This is a genomic window from Kribbella italica (genome assembly GCF_014205135.1).
Classification (GTDB): domain Bacteria; phylum Actinomycetota; class Actinomycetes; order Propionibacteriales; family Kribbellaceae; genus Kribbella; species Kribbella italica.
In genome coordinates this window covers 1,923,497-1,942,008 of the sequence record NZ_JACHMY010000001.1, presented here as the reverse complement: position 1 = coordinate 1,942,008, position 18,512 = coordinate 1,923,497, and the positions used below count along the sequence as shown (strand labels likewise).

General features: G+C 69.4%; 16 protein-coding genes. 4 read left to right on the top strand and 12 right to left on the bottom strand.

Translation table 11 applies throughout. The features are described 5' to 3' along the window. The first annotated feature begins 277 nt into the window (after positions 1–277). Entirely contained in the window at positions 278–2,689 is a 2,412-nt protein-coding gene (locus HDA39_RS09090; protein ID WP_184794785.1) for a glycoside hydrolase family 3 C-terminal domain-containing protein, read from the top strand. On the opposite strand, the gene HDA39_RS09085 is transcribed toward HDA39_RS09090, so the two are convergent. Then, the gene (locus HDA39_RS09085; RefSeq protein ID WP_184794784.1) at positions 2,690–3,754 is read right to left on the bottom strand and encodes an ATP-dependent DNA ligase; all 1,065 of its coding nucleotides are present in this window, start codon (positions 3,752–3,754) and stop codon (positions 2,690–2,692) included. A gap of 67 nt (positions 3,755–3,821) precedes the next feature. Between HDA39_RS09085 and HDA39_RS09080 the strand changes: the two genes are divergently transcribed. Then, on the top strand, positions 3,822–4,322 hold the full coding sequence (locus HDA39_RS09080; RefSeq protein WP_184794783.1) for a hypothetical protein: 501 nt from the start codon (positions 3,822–3,824) through the stop codon (positions 4,320–4,322). A gap of 7 nt (positions 4,323–4,329) precedes the next feature. After that, positions 4,330–4,803: a hypothetical protein gene (locus HDA39_RS09075; RefSeq protein ID WP_202892918.1), complete on the top strand. Its 474-nt coding sequence runs from the start codon at positions 4,330–4,332 to the stop codon at positions 4,801–4,803. Positions 4,804–4,812: 9 nt separating this feature from the next. On the opposite strand, the gene HDA39_RS09070 is transcribed toward HDA39_RS09075, so the two are convergent. The 4 genes from HDA39_RS09070 to abc-f form a co-directional block, all read right to left on the bottom strand. Beyond that, positions 4,813–4,989 (bottom strand): hypothetical protein, encoded by a 177-nt coding sequence (locus HDA39_RS09070; RefSeq protein WP_184794782.1) that lies wholly within the window; start codon positions 4,987–4,989, stop codon positions 4,813–4,815. 98 nt (positions 4,990–5,087) lie between these two features. Then, positions 5,088–6,974, bottom strand: coding sequence for an ABC transporter ATP-binding protein (locus HDA39_RS09065; protein ID WP_202892917.1), 1,887 nt, complete (start codon positions 6,972–6,974; stop codon positions 5,088–5,090). Between the two features lie 70 nt (positions 6,975–7,044). Further along, complete coding sequence (locus HDA39_RS09060; RefSeq protein WP_202892916.1) at positions 7,045–7,815, bottom strand: enoyl-CoA hydratase/isomerase family protein; 771 nt, start codon at positions 7,813–7,815, stop codon at positions 7,045–7,047. 64 nt (positions 7,816–7,879) lie between these two features. Beyond that, positions 7,880–9,478 (bottom strand): ribosomal protection-like ABC-F family protein, encoded by a 1,599-nt coding sequence (gene abc-f, locus HDA39_RS09055; protein ID WP_184794780.1) that lies wholly within the window; start codon positions 9,476–9,478, stop codon positions 7,880–7,882. 106 nt (positions 9,479–9,584) lie between these two features. On the opposite strand from abc-f, the gene ypfJ reads away from it, so the two are divergent. After that, a complete protein-coding gene (ypfJ, locus tag HDA39_RS09050; protein WP_184794779.1) occupies positions 9,585–10,493 on the top strand; it encodes a KPN_02809 family neutral zinc metallopeptidase in 909 nt (302 codons plus the stop codon). A gap of 68 nt (positions 10,494–10,561) precedes the next feature. On the opposite strand, the gene HDA39_RS09045 is transcribed toward ypfJ, so the two are convergent. The 7 genes from HDA39_RS09045 to HDA39_RS09015 form a co-directional block, all read right to left on the bottom strand. Then, on the bottom strand, positions 10,562–11,737 hold the full coding sequence (locus HDA39_RS09045; RefSeq protein ID WP_184805761.1) for an IS30 family transposase: 1,176 nt from the start codon (positions 11,735–11,737) through the stop codon (positions 10,562–10,564). Positions 11,738–12,031: 294 nt separating this feature from the next. Further along, complete coding sequence (locus tag HDA39_RS09040; RefSeq protein ID WP_184794778.1) at positions 12,032–15,016, bottom strand: AfsR/SARP family transcriptional regulator; 2,985 nt, start codon at positions 15,014–15,016, stop codon at positions 12,032–12,034. 13 nt (positions 15,017–15,029) lie between these two features. Then, positions 15,030–15,983, bottom strand: a complete 954-nt coding sequence (locus HDA39_RS09035; RefSeq protein ID WP_184794777.1) for a hypothetical protein — start codon at positions 15,981–15,983, stop codon at positions 15,030–15,032. A gap of 99 nt (positions 15,984–16,082) precedes the next feature. Beyond that, a complete protein-coding gene (locus HDA39_RS09030; RefSeq protein WP_337925682.1) occupies positions 16,083–16,742 on the bottom strand; it encodes a hypothetical protein in 660 nt (219 codons plus the stop codon). Positions 16,743–16,768: 26 nt separating this feature from the next. Continuing rightward, positions 16,769–17,587: a TadE/TadG family type IV pilus assembly protein gene (locus HDA39_RS09025; RefSeq protein WP_184794775.1), complete on the bottom strand. Its 819-nt coding sequence runs from the start codon at positions 17,585–17,587 to the stop codon at positions 16,769–16,771. Next, on the bottom strand, positions 17,571–18,005 hold the full coding sequence (locus HDA39_RS09020) for a TadE/TadG family type IV pilus assembly protein (RefSeq protein ID WP_184794774.1): 435 nt from the start codon (positions 18,003–18,005) through the stop codon (positions 17,571–17,573). Before HDA39_RS09020 ends, HDA39_RS09025 begins: the two co-directional genes overlap by 17 nt. After that, complete coding sequence (locus HDA39_RS09015; RefSeq protein ID WP_238356010.1) at positions 18,002–18,511, bottom strand: TadE family protein; 510 nt, start codon at positions 18,509–18,511, stop codon at positions 18,002–18,004. The genes HDA39_RS09020 and HDA39_RS09015 overlap by 4 nt, the downstream gene beginning before the upstream one ends. Between the last annotated feature and the right edge of the window lies 1 nt (position 18,512).

Genomic DNA, 18,512 nt, shown 5'->3' with positions numbered 1-18,512 from the left:
TTGGTGGAGCGCCGGGCCCGCGGCCCAGTAGTTCTTCAAACAGCCGCAGGAGTCGCCCGCGTGGTCCGGCCTCGCTCGATCGGCTGCGGCGGGCCTGCGACGCCCACCACTGTCCAACCTGCAGGCGCGGCGGCGACACGCCGTCGACACGCCGTGCGGGTGGGTGGTCGGCGCGGGTTGGTCAGTGGTGGGCGTCGGTGCCCCTCCGCAGCCGGGTGCCACTTTCCTCTCCGTTCGTGTCCCGCCGTGAGTTCGGTGGGGGTGGTTAGCTGATCAGATGGTTGACGAGGTGGGCGCGATCTTGGGGCAGTTGACGGTTGAGGAGAAGGCGGCGCTTTGTCTTGGGGCGGACTTCTGGCACACCGCGGCGGTCGAGCGGCTCGGCGTACCGGCGGTGATGGTGGCCGACGGGCCGCACGGCCTGCGGCGGCAGCCGGATGAAGGCGATCATGTGGGGATCGGCGGGAGTCTGCCCGCGACTTGTTTCCCGACCGCGAGTGCGCTGGGGTCGTCCTGGGACGTCGACCTCGTACGGCGAGTTGGCGCTGCCATCGGCGTCGAGGCGCGGGCTCAAGGTGTCGCGGTGGTGCTCGGACCGGGGATCAACATCAAGCGGTCGCCGCTGTGTGGGCGGAACTTCGAGTACCTGTCCGAGGATCCGCTGATCTCCGGTGTGCTCGGTGCGGCACTGGTCGACGGGCTGCAGAGCCAAGGTGTCGGTGCCTCGCTCAAGCACTTCGCGGTGAACAACCAGGAGACCGATCGGTTGCGCGTCAGTGCCGAGGTCGACGAGCGGACGCTGCGAGAGATCTACTTGGCCGGCTTCGAGTACGTGGTGCGCAGCGCCCGGCCGTGGACGGTGATGTGTTCGTACAACCGCATCAACGGTGTCTACGCGTCGGAGAATCACTGGCTGCTGACCGACGTACTGCGTGACGAGTGGGGTTTCGACGGGCTGGTGATGTCCGACTGGGGTGCCGTGCACGACCGGGTCGCGGCGCTGGCGGCCGGGCTCGACCTGGAGATGCCGCCGAAGCTGGGGATCAGCGACGCGGCGATCGTCGCGGCCGTGGCATCGGGTGCGCTCGACGAAGCTGTGCTGGATCGAGCGGTGGAACGAATGCTCCAGTTGGCGTCGCGCGCGGCAGCCGGCGAGCACGCGGTCGGCACGTCGAACCCGGCCGGCACTCCGAATCAGGGCGGCACGTCGACTGCCGCCGACACCTCGGAACGGGCTGAGTCAGTCGTCCAGGACTCGTTCGCGCCCGGGACTTTCGACCTCGATGAGCACCACGCGCTCGCCCGTGAGGCCGCGGGCGCGAGCATCGTCCTGCTGAAGAACGAGAACGCGGCGCTGCCCTTGGAGCCGGCGGCTGGCGAACTGGTTGCGGTGATTGGCGAGTTCGCCCGGACGGCGCGCTATCAGGGTGCAGGCAGCTCGCAGGTCAACCCGACGCGGGTGGAAAGCGCCTTCGACGAGCTCCGGGCCGCGCTGCCGGCCGATGTCCCGCTGGAGTTCGCCGCTGGGTTCACCATCGGCGAGGCAGCCGGTGACGGTGGCGCTGGTGACGGCGGTGACAGCAGTGGGAGTACTGACGGTGGCGGTGACAGTGGCACAGAGCTTGCTGATGAGGCTGTCGGGCTTGCCTCTCGTGCATCCCACGTACTTGTCTTCCTCGGCCTCCCGGCCGCAGAAGAGTCCGAGGGTTTCGATCGCACCCACCTCGACCTCCCCGCCAACCAGCTCGCCCTGCTCGACCGGCTGGCGGCAGCACACCTCCGCCTGATCGTTGTCCTGAGCAACGGATCCGCCGTACGACTAGCGCCGTGGGAGCGGCACCCAGCGGCGATCGTCGAGTGCTGGCTCGCCGGTCAAGCCTCCGGCGGTGCCGTTGCCGACGTACTGCTCGGCAAGGTCAACCCCTCCGGCCGCCTCGCCGAGACATTGCCGCTTCGGCTCGAGGACACCCCGGCGTACCTCAACTTCCCCGGCGAGCACGGTCAGGTCCGCTACGGCGAGGGCGTGTACGTCGGGTACCGCGGGTACGACGCGGTCGGGCGCGACGTCAGCTACCCGTTCGGCCACGGCCTGTCGTACACCACCTTCGCGTACGACGATCTGACGGTGACCGTCGACGACGACCTTGGGGTCAACCTCAACTGCAGGGTTACCAACACCGGCGACCGCGCCGGCCAGGAAGTCGTGCAGTTGTACGTCGGCGATCCGGTCGCCCGTGTCCGGCGTCCGGTCCGTGAGCTGAAAGGCTTCGTGAAGCTCTCCCTGGACCCCGGCGAGAGTGTCGACGTCAACTTCACCCTGAGCGCCCGCGACCTCTCGTACTGGTCGACGCAGCACGGTCGCTGGGTCGTCGAAGGCGGCGCTTTCGAGTTCTCCGTCGGCGCGTCCTCCCGCGACCTGCGCCTGACGACGACCGTCGACATCGACGCGCCGCCCCTGCTCCCCCACCTCGACGAGATGGCCACGCTCGAGGAGTGGCTGGAGCACCCGGCCGGCGCCGTGGCGCTGCGGGAGCTGATCGGGGTCGATGCCGACGGCAACCCGCGGGGCATCCTGGCCAGCCCGGACCTGCTGAAGCTGATCGGCAACTTCCCGATCAGCAGCATCGCGTCGTTCCCCGGTCTCGGCCTGACCCCAGAGAGCCTCCAGCAGTTGCTGACCAGGATCTAGTCAGCCCAGTACGTCGTCGAGCGCGAACTTCACCGGCTCCTCGAGCTGCTCGTACGTGCAGGACTCCGGCGTACGGTCGTCGCGCCAGCGCACGAACTGTGCGGTGTGACGGAAGCGAACGCCTTCCATGTGGTCGTACCGGACCTCGACGACGCGCTCCGGCCGCAGCGGGACGAAGCTCAGGTCCTTACCCGCCTGCCAGCGACTGCCCTCGGCGTTGCGGGGAGTGCGGTTGCCCTCCTCCTGCTTCGCCCACGCCCACGGGTGGTTGTCGAAGTCGGTGACGAGCTCCTGCATCTCCTCGAACAGTTCCTCGCGTCGCGCCATCGGGAACGCGCCGATCACGCCGACGCTGGCCAGCGCGCCCTCGGCGTTGAACAGCCCGAGCAGCAGCGAGCCGATCCGGTTCGGGCCGCTCTTGTGCACGCGGTAGCCCGCGACGACGCAGTCCGCCGTGCGCTCGTGCTTGATCTTGAACATCGTCCGCTTGTCCGGCTCGTACAGACCGTCCAGCGGTTTCGCGATCACGCCGTCCAGCCCGGCACCCTCGAACTGGTGGAACCACTCGGTCGCCAGCGCCTTGTCGGTCGTCGTCCGGGTCAGGTGGATCGGCGACTTCGCCGGGGCGAGCGCCTTCTCCAACGCCGTACGCCGTTCGGCGAACGGTCGCTGCGTGTAGTCCTCGTCACCGAGCGCGAGCAGGTCGAACGCGACGAACCGCGCCGGCGTCGTTTCGGACAGCATCTTCACCCGCGACGCCGCGGGGTGGATCCGCTGCTGCAGCACCTCGAAGTCGAGCCGGTCGCCTTCGGCGCCGACCACCACGATCTCGCCGTCGATCACGCAGCGCTCGGGCAGGTTCGCCTTGACCGCCTCGACCAGCTCGGGGAAGTACCGCGTCATCGGCTTCTCGTTCCGGCTGCCGATCTCGACCTCGTCGCCGTCGCGGAAGATGATGGAACGGAACCCGTCCCACTTCGGCTCGAAGCTGACGTCTCCGTCCGGCATCTGCTTGACCGGCTTGGCGAGCATCGGCTTGACCGGAGGAACTACGGGGAGCTGCATGCGGCCATTCTGCCCGCGGACGGGGCATGATGGAGGTATACCGACTGGTAGGACCGGAGGTACCGCGATGTACGACGTCGTACTGCTCGTCGAGCAGGAGCTCTCGCAGGAGGACGCCCACCGGGTCGTCGAGCTGCACCAGGACATGCCCGAGCCGGTGAAGTACCACGTGCTCGTGCCGTGCCACAACGCCGAAGCGGGCGTCGAGGCGTCGATCAGCGCCCTCGGCACGGCCGATCTGTACGGCGCCGGCCTGGTCGATCAGCGCGAGGAACTCGCCGAGGCCCAGAAGGCCATCGACAGCGAGGCCCGCGACTGCACCGGCCGCAGCGTTCAACGGCTGCGCGACCTGGGCCACGACGCCGTCGGCGGGATCTCGCACGACCGCCCGATCGACGCCCTCACCGCGACGGTCGACAAGGTCAACGGCCAGGAGGTCATCATCCTGACCCGGCCGCACATCGTCGCCGAGTTCTTCCACCTCGACTGGACCAACACCGCCCGCCGGCACCTCGGCGTACCGGTCCTGCATCTGCTGGAGCACGACCCGGAGAAGGCGGAGAAGTAGACCCTCGATGCAACACCCCGGCAACGAAGCCACGACCGACGGCAGAGCCGAGGCCGACCACGCGGGCGGCGGCGTGGTCGGCGCGACAGGGGCCGGCCGCGCGGGGCCAAGCACCGCGGGAGCAAGCACTGCTCGGGTGCTGGTCATCGGCCTCGACCCCGCCCAGCTCCAAGGCTGGGACCCCGAGCCGGTCCTGGCCGCGATCGCCCGCGGACGGGACCGCTTCGACGACCTCGGCCTGACCGCAGACTGGTGCCTGGTCGCACCGGACGACCAGCCCGCGCAAGCGGTCGCCGAAGCTCTCGCGAGCGGCGCCTATGAATGCGTCGTGGTCGGCGGCGGCCTCCGCAAGGACGACCCACTGCTCGAACTGTTCGAGCAGATCATCAATCTCGTCCGCCAGCACGCGCCGACCGCCGCGATCGCGTTCAACAGCAGTCCGGACGATTGCGCGGACGCAGCGCTGCGCTGGTTGAAGTAACTACGCAACTCAGTGCAGCATCACGGCAGCGTAGGTCAGGCCGGCCGCAAGGGCGGCGAAGAAGAGGGACAGTCCTCGCCGCAGCGTCTGGTCGCCGACCTTGCCGTAGTGGACACCGTCCTCGGAGTTGTAGGCCAGCCGGAACCCGGCGTACCCCGCGCCCAGGACCAGTGCGTACTTGATCATCCCGAAGTCCTTCCCTCACGTCAGGACAATGCCGTTCCCTATCAACAGTATGGCCGCTGATAGGTCTGTGCTTCGGCCGGTACCCGGAGGGTGGACGCCTACACAGCCGCTGGCGTCTCCGCGAACTGCGTGCGGTAGAGATCGGCGTACTCGCCGTTCAGAGCAAGGAGCTGCTCGTGGGTCCCGCGCTCGACGATCGTGCCCTCGTCGACGACCAGGATCTGATCGGCGTTGCGGACCGTGGAGAGCCGGTGCGCGATGACCAGCGACGTCCGGCCTTCCAGCGCGGTGTCGAGAGCCTGCTGCACGGCGACCTCGGACTCCGAGTCCAGGTGAGCCGTCGCCTCGTCCAGTACGACGATGTGCGGCGCCTTCAGCAGCAACCGGGCGATCGCCAGCCGCTGCCGCTCACCGCCGGACAGCCGGTGGCCACGATCGCCGACGACCGTGTCGAGTCCGTCGGGCAGCGTGGACACCAGGTCCCACACCTGAGCCGAAGCCAGCGACTCGATCATCTCGTCCTCGGTCGCGTCGGGCTTGGCGTAGACCAGGTTCGCCCGGATCGTGTCGTGGAACATGTGCGCGTCCTGCGTGACGTACCCGATCGCGTCGTGCAGCGACTCGAGCGTCACCTCGCGGACGTCGTGCCCGCCGACCCGGACGGCTCCCCCGGTCACGTCGTACAGGCGAGCGACCAGGTTCGTGATCGTCGTCTTGCCGGCGCCCGAGGGTCCGACCAGCGCGACCATCTGTCCCGGCTCGACGGTGAAGCTCACGTCGTGCAGCACCTGCGACGACGCGCGCTTGTCGAGCACGGCGACCGACTCCAGGCTCGCGAGCGAGACCTGATCGGCCGTCGGGTACGCGAACGCGACCTCGTCGAACGTCACCGACGCAGAAGCATCGGCCGGCAGCGGCTCGGCCTCCGGCCGGTCCTGGATCATCGGCTCGAGGTCGAGCACCTCGAAGACCCGCTCGAACGAAACCAGCGCGGTCATCACGTCGACCCGCACATTCGACAGCGCGGTCAACGGCCCGTACAGCCGGCCAAGCAGCGCGACCAGCGCCAGCAGCGTGCCGATGGTCAGCGTGTCCCGGACGGCGAGGTTGCCGCCGACGCCGTACACAAGCGCCGTCGCCAGCGAGGCGACCAAAGTCAGCGCGGTGAAGAACACCCGCCCGAGCATCGCGGTCCGGATCCCCAGGTCACGGACCCGTCCGGCGCGCTCGCCGAACTCCGCGTTCTCCGCGGACGGCCGGCCGAACAGCGTCACCAGCAGCGCGCCGCCGACGCTGAACCGCTCGGTCATCGCCGTCGACATGTCCGCGTTCAGCTGCATCTGCTCGCGGGTCAGCGCGGCCAACCGTCGGCCGAGCACCCGGGCCGGGACCAGGAAGACCGGCAGCAGCAGGATCGCGACCAGCGTCAGTTGCCAGCTCAGCAGGAGCATCGCGCCGATCACGAGGATCAGGCTGATGATGTTCGAGACGACGCCGGACAGCGTCGAGGTGAAAGCCTGCTGGGCACCGATCACGTCGGTGTTGAGCCGGGAAACCAGCGCACCGGTCTGGGTGCGGGTGAAGAACGCCACCGGCATCTTCTGCACGTGGCCGAAGACCTTCGTCCGCAGGTCGAAGATCAGCCCCTCACCGATCTGCGCGGAGTACCAGCGCTGGACCAGGCCGAGGCCAGCCTCGACGATCGCGAGCAACGCGACGAGCAGGGCCAGGCCGGTCACCAGGCCGGCGTTGCCCTTGCTGATGCCGTCGTCGACGATCTTCTTGAGCAGCAGCGGCGACGCGATCACCAGGAACGCCGACACCACCACGAGCACCAGGAACACCGTGATCTGCCACCGGAACGGCCGGGCGAACCGCACGATCCGCCGGACCGTGCCCTTCGCCAGCTTCTGGTTCACCACCGACGCGTCCTGCCGCCGCCAGCTCATCGCGCCGCCGCGGCTCCCTTGCATCCCTGACGACATTCGGCTCCTCCCCGCTGATCATCCGGCAACCTCAACAACACTCCAGGTCGGCAGCTTCTTCCCGACTCATTCAGCCGAGGTACGACGCCAACTCCGCCAGCCGCCGCTGCTGCGCCTCCCGTTCGGCCTTCAACTGTTCCTCGTACGAGCGATCGGCAGCCCCCAGCAACAGCGCCTTCGTCTCCCGGATCGCGCCGACGAGTGGGGTCAGCAGCGCATCGGTCAGATCCTTGACCGTGCCTTCCAGCTCCTCCGCCGGTACGACGATGTTCGCCAGCCCGATCTCCTTGGCCTCGGCGGCCTCCACCCACCGGCTGGTCGCACAGATCTCCAGTGCCCGCGAATATCCCACGAGCTGGACCAACGGCTGCGTCCCTCCGAGATCCGGCACCAGCCCGAGCGCCGGCTCCCGCATGCTGAACTTGGCGTCCGGCGCCAGCACCCGCAGGTCGCAGGCCAGCGCCAACTGGAACCCAGCGCCCACCGCATGCCCCTGAACCGCCGCGATGCTGATGATCTCCGGCTTCCGCAACCAGGAGAACCCGGCCTGGATCTCGGAGATCGTCTGGTACACCTCATCGACCGGTTTGGTCCCGAGCGCGAGCAGCGGCTCATCACCTTCGACCGGCTCGGCCGTCATCAGCGCCCGGTCGAGACCGGCCGAGAACGACGGCCCCTCCCCCGACACCACGACCACCCGGACGTCCGCGGGCAGACTCGCCCCGAACTCCGCGAGCGCCCGCCACATCCGGGGCGTCTGCGCGTTCCGCACCTCCGGCCGGTCGAGCACCACACGCGCGACCGGTCCGTCCACCGTCAACCGCAGTCCGTTGTTCTCCATGCCCAAGAACATACGGGAACGGACCCCCGATTCCGGGGCGTCCTGATCGGCTGTGGAAAACGTCTCAGGCCAGCGACACCAGGTCGGCGTACTCGTTGGTCCACAGGTCCTCGACGCCGTCCGGCAGCAGCAGAACCCGCTCCGGCTCGAGCGCCTCCACCGCGCCCTCGTCGTGGGTGACCAGCACGATCGCGCCCGTGTACGAGCGGATCGCGTTCAGCACCTCGGCGCGCGAGGCGGGGTCCAGGTTGTTGGTCGGTTCGTCGAGCAGCAGCACGTTCGCCGCCGAGACGACCAGCGTCGCCAGCGCGAGCCGGGTCTTCTCACCACCCGACAGCACGCGGGCCGGCTTGTCGGCGTCGTCGCCGCTGAACAGGAACGAGCCGAGCACCGAGCGCGCCTGGGTCTCGTTCAGGTCCGGGGCCGCGGACTTCATGTTCTCCAGGACGGTCCGGTTGACGTCGAGCGTCTCGTGCTCCTGCGCGTAGTACCCGAGCTTGAGCCCGTGCCCGTCGATGATCTCGCCGGTGTCGGACTTCTCGATCCCGGACAGCACCCGCAGCAGCGTCGTCTTGCCCGCACCGTTCAGACCCAGGACGACGACCCGCGAGCCGCGGTCGATCGCCAGGTCGACATCGGTGAAGATCTCCAGCGACCCATACGACTTGGACAGTTCCTTGGCCATCAGCGGCGTCTTGCCGCACGGCGCCGGCGTCGGGAACGAGATCTTCGCGACGCGGTCCGACGCGCGCACGTCCTCCAGCGACGCCATCAGCTTCTCGGCCCGCTTCAGCATGCCCTGGGCCGCGGTCGCCTTGGTCGCCTTCGCGCGCATCTTGTTGGCCTGGTCGACCAGCTGCGAGGCCTTCTTCTCCGCGTTCGCCCGCTCGCGCTTGCGGCGGCGCTCGTCGGTCTCGCGCTGGGTCAGGTACGCCTTCCAGCCGACGTTGTAGACATCGATCTCGGCGCGGTTCGCGTCCAGGTGGAAGACCCGGGTGACGGTCTCCTCGAGCAGGTTCACGTCGTGGCTGATCATGATCACGCCACCGGGGTACTGCTTGAGGAAGTCGCGCAGCCAGACGATCGAGTCGGCGTCCAGGTGGTTGGTCGGCTCATCCAGCAGCAGCGTCTCGGCCTGCGCGAACAGGATCCGCGCCAGCTCGACCCGGCGGCGCTGACCACCCGACAGCGTGTTCAGCGGCTGGCCGAGGACGCGGTCCGGCAGCCCGAGGTTCGCCGCGATCCGGGCGGCCTCGGACTCCGCGGCGTACCCGCCGGCGGCGTGCAGGTCGGCCTCGGCGCGCTCGTACCGCCGCATGCCCTTCTCGCGGGTCTTGTCGTCCGAGCTGGCCATCTGCTTCTCGGCGTTGCGCATCCGCCGTACGACCTCGTCGAGGCCGCGGGCGGACAGGATCCGGTCGCGAGCCAGTACGGCGAGGTCGCCGGTCCGCGGGTCTTGCGGGAGGTAGCCGATCTCGCCCGACGAGCTGACCGAACCGCTGGCCGGCAGGCCCTCACCGGCCAGGATCTTGGTCAGCGTCGTCTTGCCGGCGCCGTTGCGCCCGACCAGGCCGACCTTGTCGCCGGGCCCCACCCGGAAGGACGCCGGCGCGAGCAACTGCCGGGCCCCGACGCGGACCTCGACGTCTGTGGCGGTGATCATGGCGGCGCAGGGGTCCTCAAAGTCGGGTGGCAGGGGTGGGACACGTGTCGGCGACGCCACGTGACGAGGCGGCCTCTACTCCGTGTCCAGGTCTAGTGTAGGTGCTGTGAAATTCAACCCGGACGCCGACTTGGACACCAGCGGCGTCGAGGACACCCGCGGCAGCGGTGGCGGTGGCGGCGGTCTGCTGCCCGGCGGGATGGGCATCCCGGTCGGCGGCGGCGTCGGCGGCCTTGTCCTGCTCGTGGTCATCCTCCTGCTGACCGGCGGCATCCCGGGCGTGGGCGGCGGCTCCGAGGAGCCCACGGTCCGCAACACCGCCGCGGGGAACCTCGACACCTGCAAGAAGGGCAGCCAGGTGGGTTCCAATCCCGACTGCCGCTTCGTGGCCTACCAGAACTCGATCGAGAACTTCTGGGCCGCCGAACTCCCCCGGCGCGGGAAGAAGTACACCAAATCGGTGCTCTGGGTGTTCGAGAACCAGGTCAACACCGCGTGTGGACCGGCCACGAGCGCGGTCGGGCCGTTCTACTGCCCTCCGGACAAGCGGGTCTACCTGGACATCGGCTTCTTCAAGACCCTGCAGACCGATCTCGACGCCCGCGGCGGGCCCTTCGCGGAGGCCTACGTCGTCGCGCACGAGTACGGGCACCACATCCAGAACCTGTACGGCATCCTCGACCGGATCAAGAGCCGTGAAGGTCCCACCTCCGACTCGGTCCGCTCCGAACTGCAGGCGGACTGCCTGGCCGGTATCTGGACGAACCACGCGACCACCGTCCCCGACCGCAGCGGCAAGACCCTGATCAGCGAGCTCAGCGAGGACGACATCAGCCGCGGTCTCGACGCGGCGGCGGCCGTTGGTGACGACCGGATCCAGCAGAAGACGCAGGGGCAGGTGAATCCCGAGAGCTTCAGCCACGGCACGGCCGAGCAGCGGATGAGATGGTTCAAGACCGGCATGGACTCCGGCGACATGACCGCCTGCGACACCTGGGGCGCGCAGACCCTCTGACACCCTGTACGACGAAGGGCCCGCTCCCCATCGGCAGATTCTCGGGGTCCTCGCAACACCTGATGGTTTTATGTGGTTGTCAGTAGATCACGCAGGCGCTCGGCTGGGGTTTTCCAGTCGAGCGTTTTGCGTGGTCGGCCGTTGAGTTTCTGGGCGACGTGTTCGAGGTCTTCGGGACTGTGGGCGGACAGGTCGGTGCCCTTGGGGAAGTACTGGCGTAGCAGGCCGTTGGTGTTTTCGTTCGATCCCCTTTGCCAGGGCGAGTGCGGGTCGCAGAAGTAGACCGGAACGCCGGTTGCCACGGTGAACTGCTTGTGGGCGGCCATCTCGCAACCCTGGTCCCAGGTCAGCGAGCCACGTAAATGTGCGGGCAGGGTCTGGATCAAGACCACCAGCACGTCGCGGACCTCTTCGGCGGTGTGCCCGCCGGGCAGGTGCCCGAGCATGACGTAGCGGGTCGAGCGTTCGACCAGGGTCACGATCGCGGACTCGTTGCGGGTGCCGACGATCAGATCGCCTTCCCAGTGGCCAGGAACCGCCCGGTCCTCGACGTCTGCAGGGCGTTCGGAGATCATCACCATCTCGTCGACGAACCGGGGCGTGCGCTGCTCGGGCCTGCGGCGGGGTTTGCGGCGGGTGCGCCCGGTGCGCAGCGCGACCGTGACCTCGCGGCGCAGCCCACCACGGGCCTGGACATAGATCGCCTGGTAGATCGTCTCCGGGCTCACCCGCATGCCCTCGTCGTCGGGGAACTCCATGACCAGAGCCTGACAGATCTGCTCAGGTGACCACTGCTCCCGCAGCTTGCCCGCGACGTAGCCGCGCAGCCGGCCCTCCTGGGCCAGCATCGATTCCTTGGGCCGTGCACGACTGGCTGCCCAGGCCCGCTGCGCCCGGTGCGGCCGGTAGACGCCCTCGACCGAACGGGCGTCGATCTCGCGTTTGACCGTGGACGCCGACCGGCCCAGCGCCCGCCCGATCGCCCGCAGCGAATCGCCCCGGCGACGCAGATCAGCGATCAACTCCCGCTCGGTCACCGTGAGGAACCGAGCATGCAGCTCGGCCTCGACGGCCGCAAGACACGGCCCTGCCGCAACAGCAATGGTGGTCACACCGGTCTTGTAGTCGATCCGGCGACCATCAGTGTGCAGGCGCGCGTCACCGATCTTGCGGACCCCCCGGTCCCAGTCCTGCGCAGTACGCTCATGCACCCCGACCTGCCGTGCCGCATCGCGGCGCCGCACCCCGCCCGCACGCAACCGGTCGTACTCCGACCGCCCCGGATGCCCGGCCGTGCCCGTCTTCCCACGACCACGCACACCAGCCCGCCGAGCCCACCCGTACGCCGTCGCACGACTCACCCCAACCACCCGAGCAGCACCCGAAATACTGCCGCCCTCACGATCCAGCACCTCGAAGAACCTCGCCCTCAACTCCCCAGAAACCACGATCCCCACAACTCCCTGAAAATCCAGGGTGTTGCGGGGATCGTTAGAACCAGCCATCGGGGAGCGGGCCCTTCGCTTGCGTACGGCGTACTACGCGACAGCTGCCGGGCGCCGGTAGCCCGGAAGGAGCTCGTCGACCAGGGCGTCGGTCTCGGCTTCGGCGCCGCGGGGGCCGCCGTGCTTGGACAGGGCCGTGTACATCTGGCCGGCGATCACCGTGACGTCGTCCGTCGTACCGAAGTGGGACGCGAGGCGCAGGGTCGCGCGCCACAGCTCCTCGGACGCCGGGGCGAAGCTCAGGCCGGTCTGCAGGGCGGTGCGGGCCAGGTTGCCGTCGTTGTGGCGCAGGCTGGCCTCGGCCAGTTTGAGCGCCGCGTCGACGACCGACTCGGCCATCCGCCGCTCGATGCCGGCGGCCGCGAGCCACGAGTACCGCCCGGCCGGCAGCCCCGACCATGCCTGGCCGTGCACCAGGCTGAGCGCCGTCGACAGCGGCTGACGCGGGTCGTCCATCAGCTCGGCCTGCTTGGCCAGCGTGCGGAACACGTCCCAGTCGACCCGTACGACGCTGCGGTTCAGCATCCAGCGGCCGGACTCGTCGGCGTACATGGCGTCGACACCGACCCACTGGCGGGTGTGCTCCAGCGCCGCGTTGCGCAGCTCGTCGCTGATGCCGCGCGGCCAGATCGAGCCGGCCAGCACGTTCGGGTGGACGCCGTAGTCCTGACCGGCCAGGAACGCGACGATCTCGGTCGCCAGCTGCACCCGGCCCGGGTCGATCGGCCCGCGCGCGTCGATCTCGACCGGGCCGAGCAGGTCGACCTCGACCGGCGCCGCCTGGCTGAGGTCCATCGTGGAGAACTCGTACGCCGGCATGTCCTGCTCCGTACGGCGCTTGTCCCGCGCCTCCGACTCGGCCGTCTCGAACAGCGCGACCAGATCCGCGAACTGGGCCGGGTTGATGCTGTGGGCATCGACCTCGAGGCCGAGCAGCCGGCAGACCGCCTGGTTCTTCTCGTCCACGACGAATCGCCACGGCGCATCGAGCACGTCACCGACGACGACCACCGCGACACAGCGCTTCGGGTCGGCCGCCAGCCGGCCCAGCTGCTGCTGCTCCTCCAGCGACGGCGGAGCGGACACGAAGATGATCTCCGCGCCCCACAGCATCGCGTCGGGGTAGGCCATCCGGGCGGTCGCCACGGAGTCGGCGTCGCGGCGGGCACAGGCCTGCACCTGGTTGTCGGTACGCCGGGTGACCTCCTGCAGCGCGTCCTCCAGCCGGGTCCAGTAGCTCAACCGGGCCGGGGCCAGCGACGACAGGTCGTCGCCGAAGCCGACCATGCTCACGTGCGCGCCCTCGGACCACAGGTTCGTGGCCAGCTCGGCCGCCAGCGATCCGACGACGTCGCGGGACGCGTTGGTGACCCCGCCGAAGCTGACGACACCGCGCGCGGTGTCCAGGTCGACCAGCACGGTGGCGCCGTCGGCGTTCCGGCCGATCGTGACCAGCGTCGGGTACGGCGGGGGCGCGGTCACGTCGCCCGTCGGCGCGTACGCCCGGCGCAGCACCCAGCGGCGCCCGTCGGCGATGACCTGCCACGGCGCGGGCGGCGGGGCCTGGTTCTCCCCCGGCTCCAGCACCAGCGTCAGCGCGCGGTCGGTGACGAGCGCGGCCACGACGACCGGCATCATCCGGTTCGCCTCGGTCATGCTCGCGCCCAGCTGGCGCAGCGAGTTGTCGACGAACTGCGCGGTCGGTACGTCGGCCGCCAGCCGCAGGTTGATCTCGGTCTGCCGCCCGGACGCCGCCTTCGGGCCGGGGCCCAGGGCCCAGCCGCGCCGGCGCTTCAGCGCCACCGCGAGACCGGCGGCGAGCAGGGTCGCCCCGAAGCCGTAGATCCCGGCCTCGGTCCCGCTGATCCCGCTGTCCGACTCGACGACCACGTCCGGCACCTTCGTGCCGCCCGCGGCGGGGTCGCCGGGCTGAGCTTCCGTCGTACCGGGTCCGTGCGGCTGGGTGACGTCGATGCTCGGCTCGGCGGGCTTGGTGTCCTTGACGCCCGCGCCGCTGCCGATCGAGACCGACGACGGCTTCTCGGTGCCCTGCTCCTCGAACCAGCGGGTGCCGGTCCCCGGCTTCGCGTCGGTCGAGGCCTTCGCCGTCGGCTTGGCGGCGACCTTCGGCGTCACCTTCTCCTTGGTGTCCTTGGTGTTCGGCGACAGCTTGTCGTCCTGCTGGACCGGGGTCGGCGTGTCGATCGCGACGCGCACCGTGTGCACGCCCGGGCCCTTCGCGTCGGCGGGCAGGCGGACCTGCCAGCCCGGCATGATCAGGTCCGGGTTGGTCAGCCGGCGGCCGTCGGGCTGCAGCTTGTTCTTGTTGAGGTCGTAGATCTCCTTGTAGCGACGACCCTCGCCCAGGTACCGCTCGGCGATGTCCCACAAGCAGTCGTAGTTGCGCCCCTCGGGCGGCCGGACCTCGGTGTACTTGACCACCTGACCGGTCTGGTCGTTGTTGGTCCGTACGCCGGTGTGCCCACCGCTGAGCACCGTGCTGCGCTTCTCGGTCTGCCGGTACGTCGAGGCGGAGTCGTCACCGCCCTGCGACACACTGACCGACGTCGGCGCGACACCGGCCGTCGTGACCGCGTTGGCGACCGGCAGCGTCACCGCCGCCGAACCGGCGATCAGCACCACTCCCGCCACCAGCCGCCGAGCCAGCGACTGTGAGCCACCACCCAACGGGATCCGCGGCGACAGCCCATGCCCCCGCACCTCGGCCACGGCCTCGGCAACCAGGCACACCACGAAGTGCGCCCACGCCAGCCAGACGAAGAACCCGATGATGCCCAGCACCGTCTCGATGCTCAGCTCACTGAACAACACGTCCCGCGAGGGAATCTCGTCGGGCCAGGGCCTGCCGAAGAACGTCAGCAGCACGTACGGCACGCCACCGACGATCGCAAGCACCGCCAGCAACGACGCGAACCCCTTCAGCCGGTCCGCCGCCGCACTCCCCGACCCCCGCTGCGGCAACCGCGCCGACCGCACCGGATCAGTCGTCTTCACCATCGTCGTCCCTCCATCAGCCACCGATCCCCTGTACTTCCTGCACAGGCAACCGCTGCACAGCGTTCACGTCAGCCTTGCCCACCGGCAGCCAGCCCTGGCTGTTGCGCCAGTAGGACACCTCCCAGTGGATCGTCAGCTTCACGGTGTACATCCCGTCCGGCTGCTTCGCGCTGGACCGCTTGTACACGTGGCCGCAGGTGCTCGCCTGGTGGAACGGGTCGGCCTTCTCGTCGTACCCGTCCGAGCCGATCGGCAGCGTGCCGCCGAGGCACTCGAACGGGCCGGTGCCGTCCCCGGGATCCACGGTCAGCCGAGCCACTACCGCCTGCATCGTCAACCGCTCGCCCTGACCTTCACCGTCGGCGGGGACATTGGAGTAGTTCGCGATGTTCCGGGCGTCGATCGCGCCGTAGTTCTTCAGCACGTACGACGTCTCGGGCGCCAGCGCGAAGTACGCCGGCACGTTCACCCGCGGCGTGTAGGTCGGCTTCACCAGAAGCACCGGGTCGGGATACGTCTCGTTGAAGTAGGTCCAGTACTGGTCCATGTAGCCCTCGTGCCGGCACTGCTCCTTCTCTTCCGCCGACACCGGCACGATGGCGCGCTCCAGGTGCGCCTCGGGCCCGCCGTCGTTGTCCTCCAGGTCGTAGTCGACGATCGTCAGCCGGAGTACCCACTCTTTGCCTGCCGGAGGTGCGGCCAGCGTGATCCCGGCCGGAACCGGGAAGTCGCGGCACGGAATGAACGGGCGACCGGCCAACTGGTCCCGCCACGACGGCGGCGGCTGGCCGTCGGGGCTGATCTGACCTGCGTTGCAGTAGGCACCGAATCCGGCCGAGTTCGCGTACATCGTGCACGCGCCGTCGCCGAGCACCTCCAGGGCCGACGCGGTCGGCGCGGGCAGGCCGACCGTCAGCGCGATCACCATGCTGAGAGCTGTCAACCCGCGGGCGAACCGGTTGCGCATCCTCACTCCTGACATTGGTCCTGAGGGCAGCCTAGCGGCGCCGGGGAGCATTCCGCCCGGCACGCCGGGCTCACGGGGAGTCTTCATCGTCGTTCCGATCTAGACCGGATAGCGCACGGTGGCGCAGTTGATTCCCGCCGGGATCGGGCGGACCATCCGGTACATGGTCCAGCCGAAACCGGTACGGACCATGTCGATCGCCTCGCCGGTCCCCTTCGGGGCGTTGACGACGAACTTGCGGGTCTTCGGGTTCCACCACTGCAGTCGTTGCGAGCGGCACAGATTGACCCGCACCACGCCGTACGGCTGTTTCGACGTTCCGATGACCACGATGCTGCCGGGCGGCCGCATCAGCCAGCCGGCGTCCTTCGCGGCCTCGATGTCGGTCGCGGTGCCCGCGTAGAAGATGGCCGGGAAGCCGGTCTTCACGATGTCCGAGTTCCGGGAGACCAGCGCTTGGTAGTACAGCGGGTACTTCGCGACCAGTCCTTGGACAGCAGGCTCGGCGCCGAAGCGGCCGGGGACCACGACCACCTTCGCGGTCGCGGCCGGCGGCTTCGCCGTCGTCGGCTTGGCCGAGGTGGGGCGAGGAGCCGGCGTCGACTGCGGCGGTGGGGTCGGCAGCGTGATCGTCGGATTGCTGTCCGGCTGGTCGTCGACACCGATCGGGAGGCCGCCCTTGTTGGTCTCACCGCCACCGCTGCACCCGGCCAGGACGACCAGGAAGGCCGCTGCCGTCGTCAACGTACGACCTCGCACTGCGCTGCTCCTCATCGGTGTCATCGTCAGCCCCCGCTCGTCGACGTCGTCGGCTTCGTCGGCTTCGTCGGCTCAGTGGGGTCAGTGGGGTCAGTGGGGTCGGTCGGATCAGTCGGATCGCCGGTCGGCGACGGCGTGTCCGTCGGCGTGGCGTTCGGCGTGCACGTCGTCGGGAACGGGATCGGCGGGTCCCAGGTCGGCGTCGGCATCGGCGACCCGGTGGTCCAGGTCGGGCACGGGACGTCGTACGTCGGTGGCACGGCGGTCGACCGGATCGGGGCGCCGGTGCCCGGTCCCTGCGGCTTGGTCTCGACGACCAGGGGTGGGATCTTCGTCGGGGCGTCGTCCGGTTTCGTCACGCCCTGCTCGGTGTGGGCCTCGCCGACTCCGGAGGCGGTCAGGCTCTTGATCCCCACCATTCCGAGGAAGGTGGTCTGGTTGTCGATCCGGACCTGGACCTGCAGGTGCTCGGCGTCGATCTCGCTCGTCCCGCACTCGGTGACCGCCGGGTCGTTCTGGGTCACCTTGGCACAGAACGTCCCGACCGCGTCGCCGGCCTTGGTGATGTCGATCTTCGCCTCCGCGGAGTTGAAGTCGATGGTGCTGACTCCGGCCCGGGCGGCCTCCTGCGCGTAGCCGACCGCCCTCGAGCGGGCGCCCAACTGGCGGCCGCCGTCGATGACGAGGCCGGCCAGGGTGAAGATCATCAGGGCGAGGATCACGACGGCGGGGCTGAGGGCGCCGCGGTCGTTGCCGGGGGCATCGATGCGGAACCAGTGACCGAGGCGGGTGAGGGTTCGGCGTACGGCGGGCGCTCGGCCCGCGCGGTCAGGGGTTCTCGCCATCCCGGACTCCGCGGTAGGGATCGAGGGAGCTGGAGAACTGCTTGGTGATCGTCGTGTCTCCACCGATGCCGAGCAGACCGAGGTCCCGGTAGTCGATGGTGCAGGTGACCTCGACCGACAGCGGGGTGCCGGCGGCGAACCCGGTCGTGATGGCGCCCGAGGCCGAGGTCTTGCAGGACTCGACCGCCTGGTCCATGGTGCGGGCGACCGCCTCGTCGACCTTGCCCTGCGCCTGACCGAGGCTGCGCTCCTGGCTCGCCGACCGGGCGCCGTCGCGGGCCGCGTTCTCGAGCAGCGACGAGGTCTGGAAGTACCTGCCGCAGGCCAGCAGGAAGAAGAAGAGAATCAGGAGGATCGGGGCGAGGATGACCATCTCCAGGGCCATCGTGCCGCGTTCGGTCCGCTGGGGCCTCCTCATTCGCCGTCGTCCGCTTCGAACTCTTCGATCGGGCCGGTCGCCGTACGGGAGACCGTGAGCGTCAGGCCCGGAACCAGAGAGATGGTCTCGCCGGTGACGGTGAAGGACACCTGACCTTCAGGGTCGTTGTACGCCGGCGCCGCGACCTTCGCGTCGCCGAGCGAGTTTCCCGCGAGCTGCTGCGCGTAGGCCTCGATGTCGGCGCGGACCTTCTCCCCGACGGCCGGGGTGTACAGCTCAGGCTGCACGAGCCGCAGGCGGGACACGCCTTCCTGGGCGGCGTTCAGGGCGACCGAGCGCCCGTACAGCCACAGCGCGCTCTGGATCGACACGAAGATCAGCGCCAGGATCGTGGGCGCGAGGATGGCCAGCTCCAGGGAGCTGGCTCCTCGTTCCGACCGGGCGGAAGAGGGTACGCCGAAGCGCCGCCTGGACGAGCCGGCTCCGCCGGTCCGGGCGAGGCGGTGCCCGGTGGTGGCGGTGGTGCGCCGGCGTCCCTGCGGCAAG

Excerpts from the sequence above, each read along its gene's own strand:
- HDA39_RS09090 (WP_184794785.1), top strand. The coding sequence starts at position 278 with ATGGTTGACGAGGTGGGCGCGATCTTGGGGCAGTTGACGGTTGAGGAG.
- HDA39_RS09085 (WP_184794784.1), bottom strand. The coding sequence starts at position 3,754 with ATGCAGCTCCCCGTAGTTCCTCCGGTCAAGCCGATGCTCGCCAAGCCG.
- HDA39_RS09080 (WP_184794783.1), top strand. The coding sequence starts at position 3,822 with ATGTACGACGTCGTACTGCTCGTCGAGCAGGAGCTCTCGCAGGAGGAC.
- HDA39_RS09075 (WP_202892918.1), top strand. The coding sequence starts at position 4,330 with ATGCAACACCCCGGCAACGAAGCCACGACCGACGGCAGAGCCGAGGCC.
- HDA39_RS09070 (WP_184794782.1), bottom strand. The coding sequence starts at position 4,989 with ATGATCAAGTACGCACTGGTCCTGGGCGCGGGGTACGCCGGGTTCCGG.
- HDA39_RS09065 (WP_202892917.1), bottom strand. The coding sequence starts at position 6,974 with ATGTCGTCAGGGATGCAAGGGAGCCGCGGCGGCGCGATGAGCTGGCGG.
- HDA39_RS09060 (WP_202892916.1), bottom strand. The coding sequence starts at position 7,815 with ATGGAGAACAACGGACTGCGGTTGACGGTGGACGGACCGGTCGCGCGT.
- abc-f (WP_184794780.1), bottom strand. The coding sequence starts at position 9,478 with ATGATCACCGCCACAGACGTCGAGGTCCGCGTCGGGGCCCGGCAGTTG.
- HDA39_RS09040 (WP_184794778.1), bottom strand. The coding sequence starts at position 15,016 with ATGGTGAAGACGACTGATCCGGTGCGGTCGGCGCGGTTGCCGCAGCGG.
- HDA39_RS09035 (WP_184794777.1), bottom strand. The coding sequence starts at position 15,983 with ATGCGCAACCGGTTCGCCCGCGGGTTGACAGCTCTCAGCATGGTGATC.
- HDA39_RS09025 (WP_184794775.1), bottom strand. The coding sequence starts at position 17,587 with ATGGCGAGAACCCCTGACCGCGCGGGCCGAGCGCCCGCCGTACGCCGA.
- HDA39_RS09020 (WP_184794774.1), bottom strand. The coding sequence starts at position 18,005 with ATGAGGAGGCCCCAGCGGACCGAACGCGGCACGATGGCCCTGGAGATG.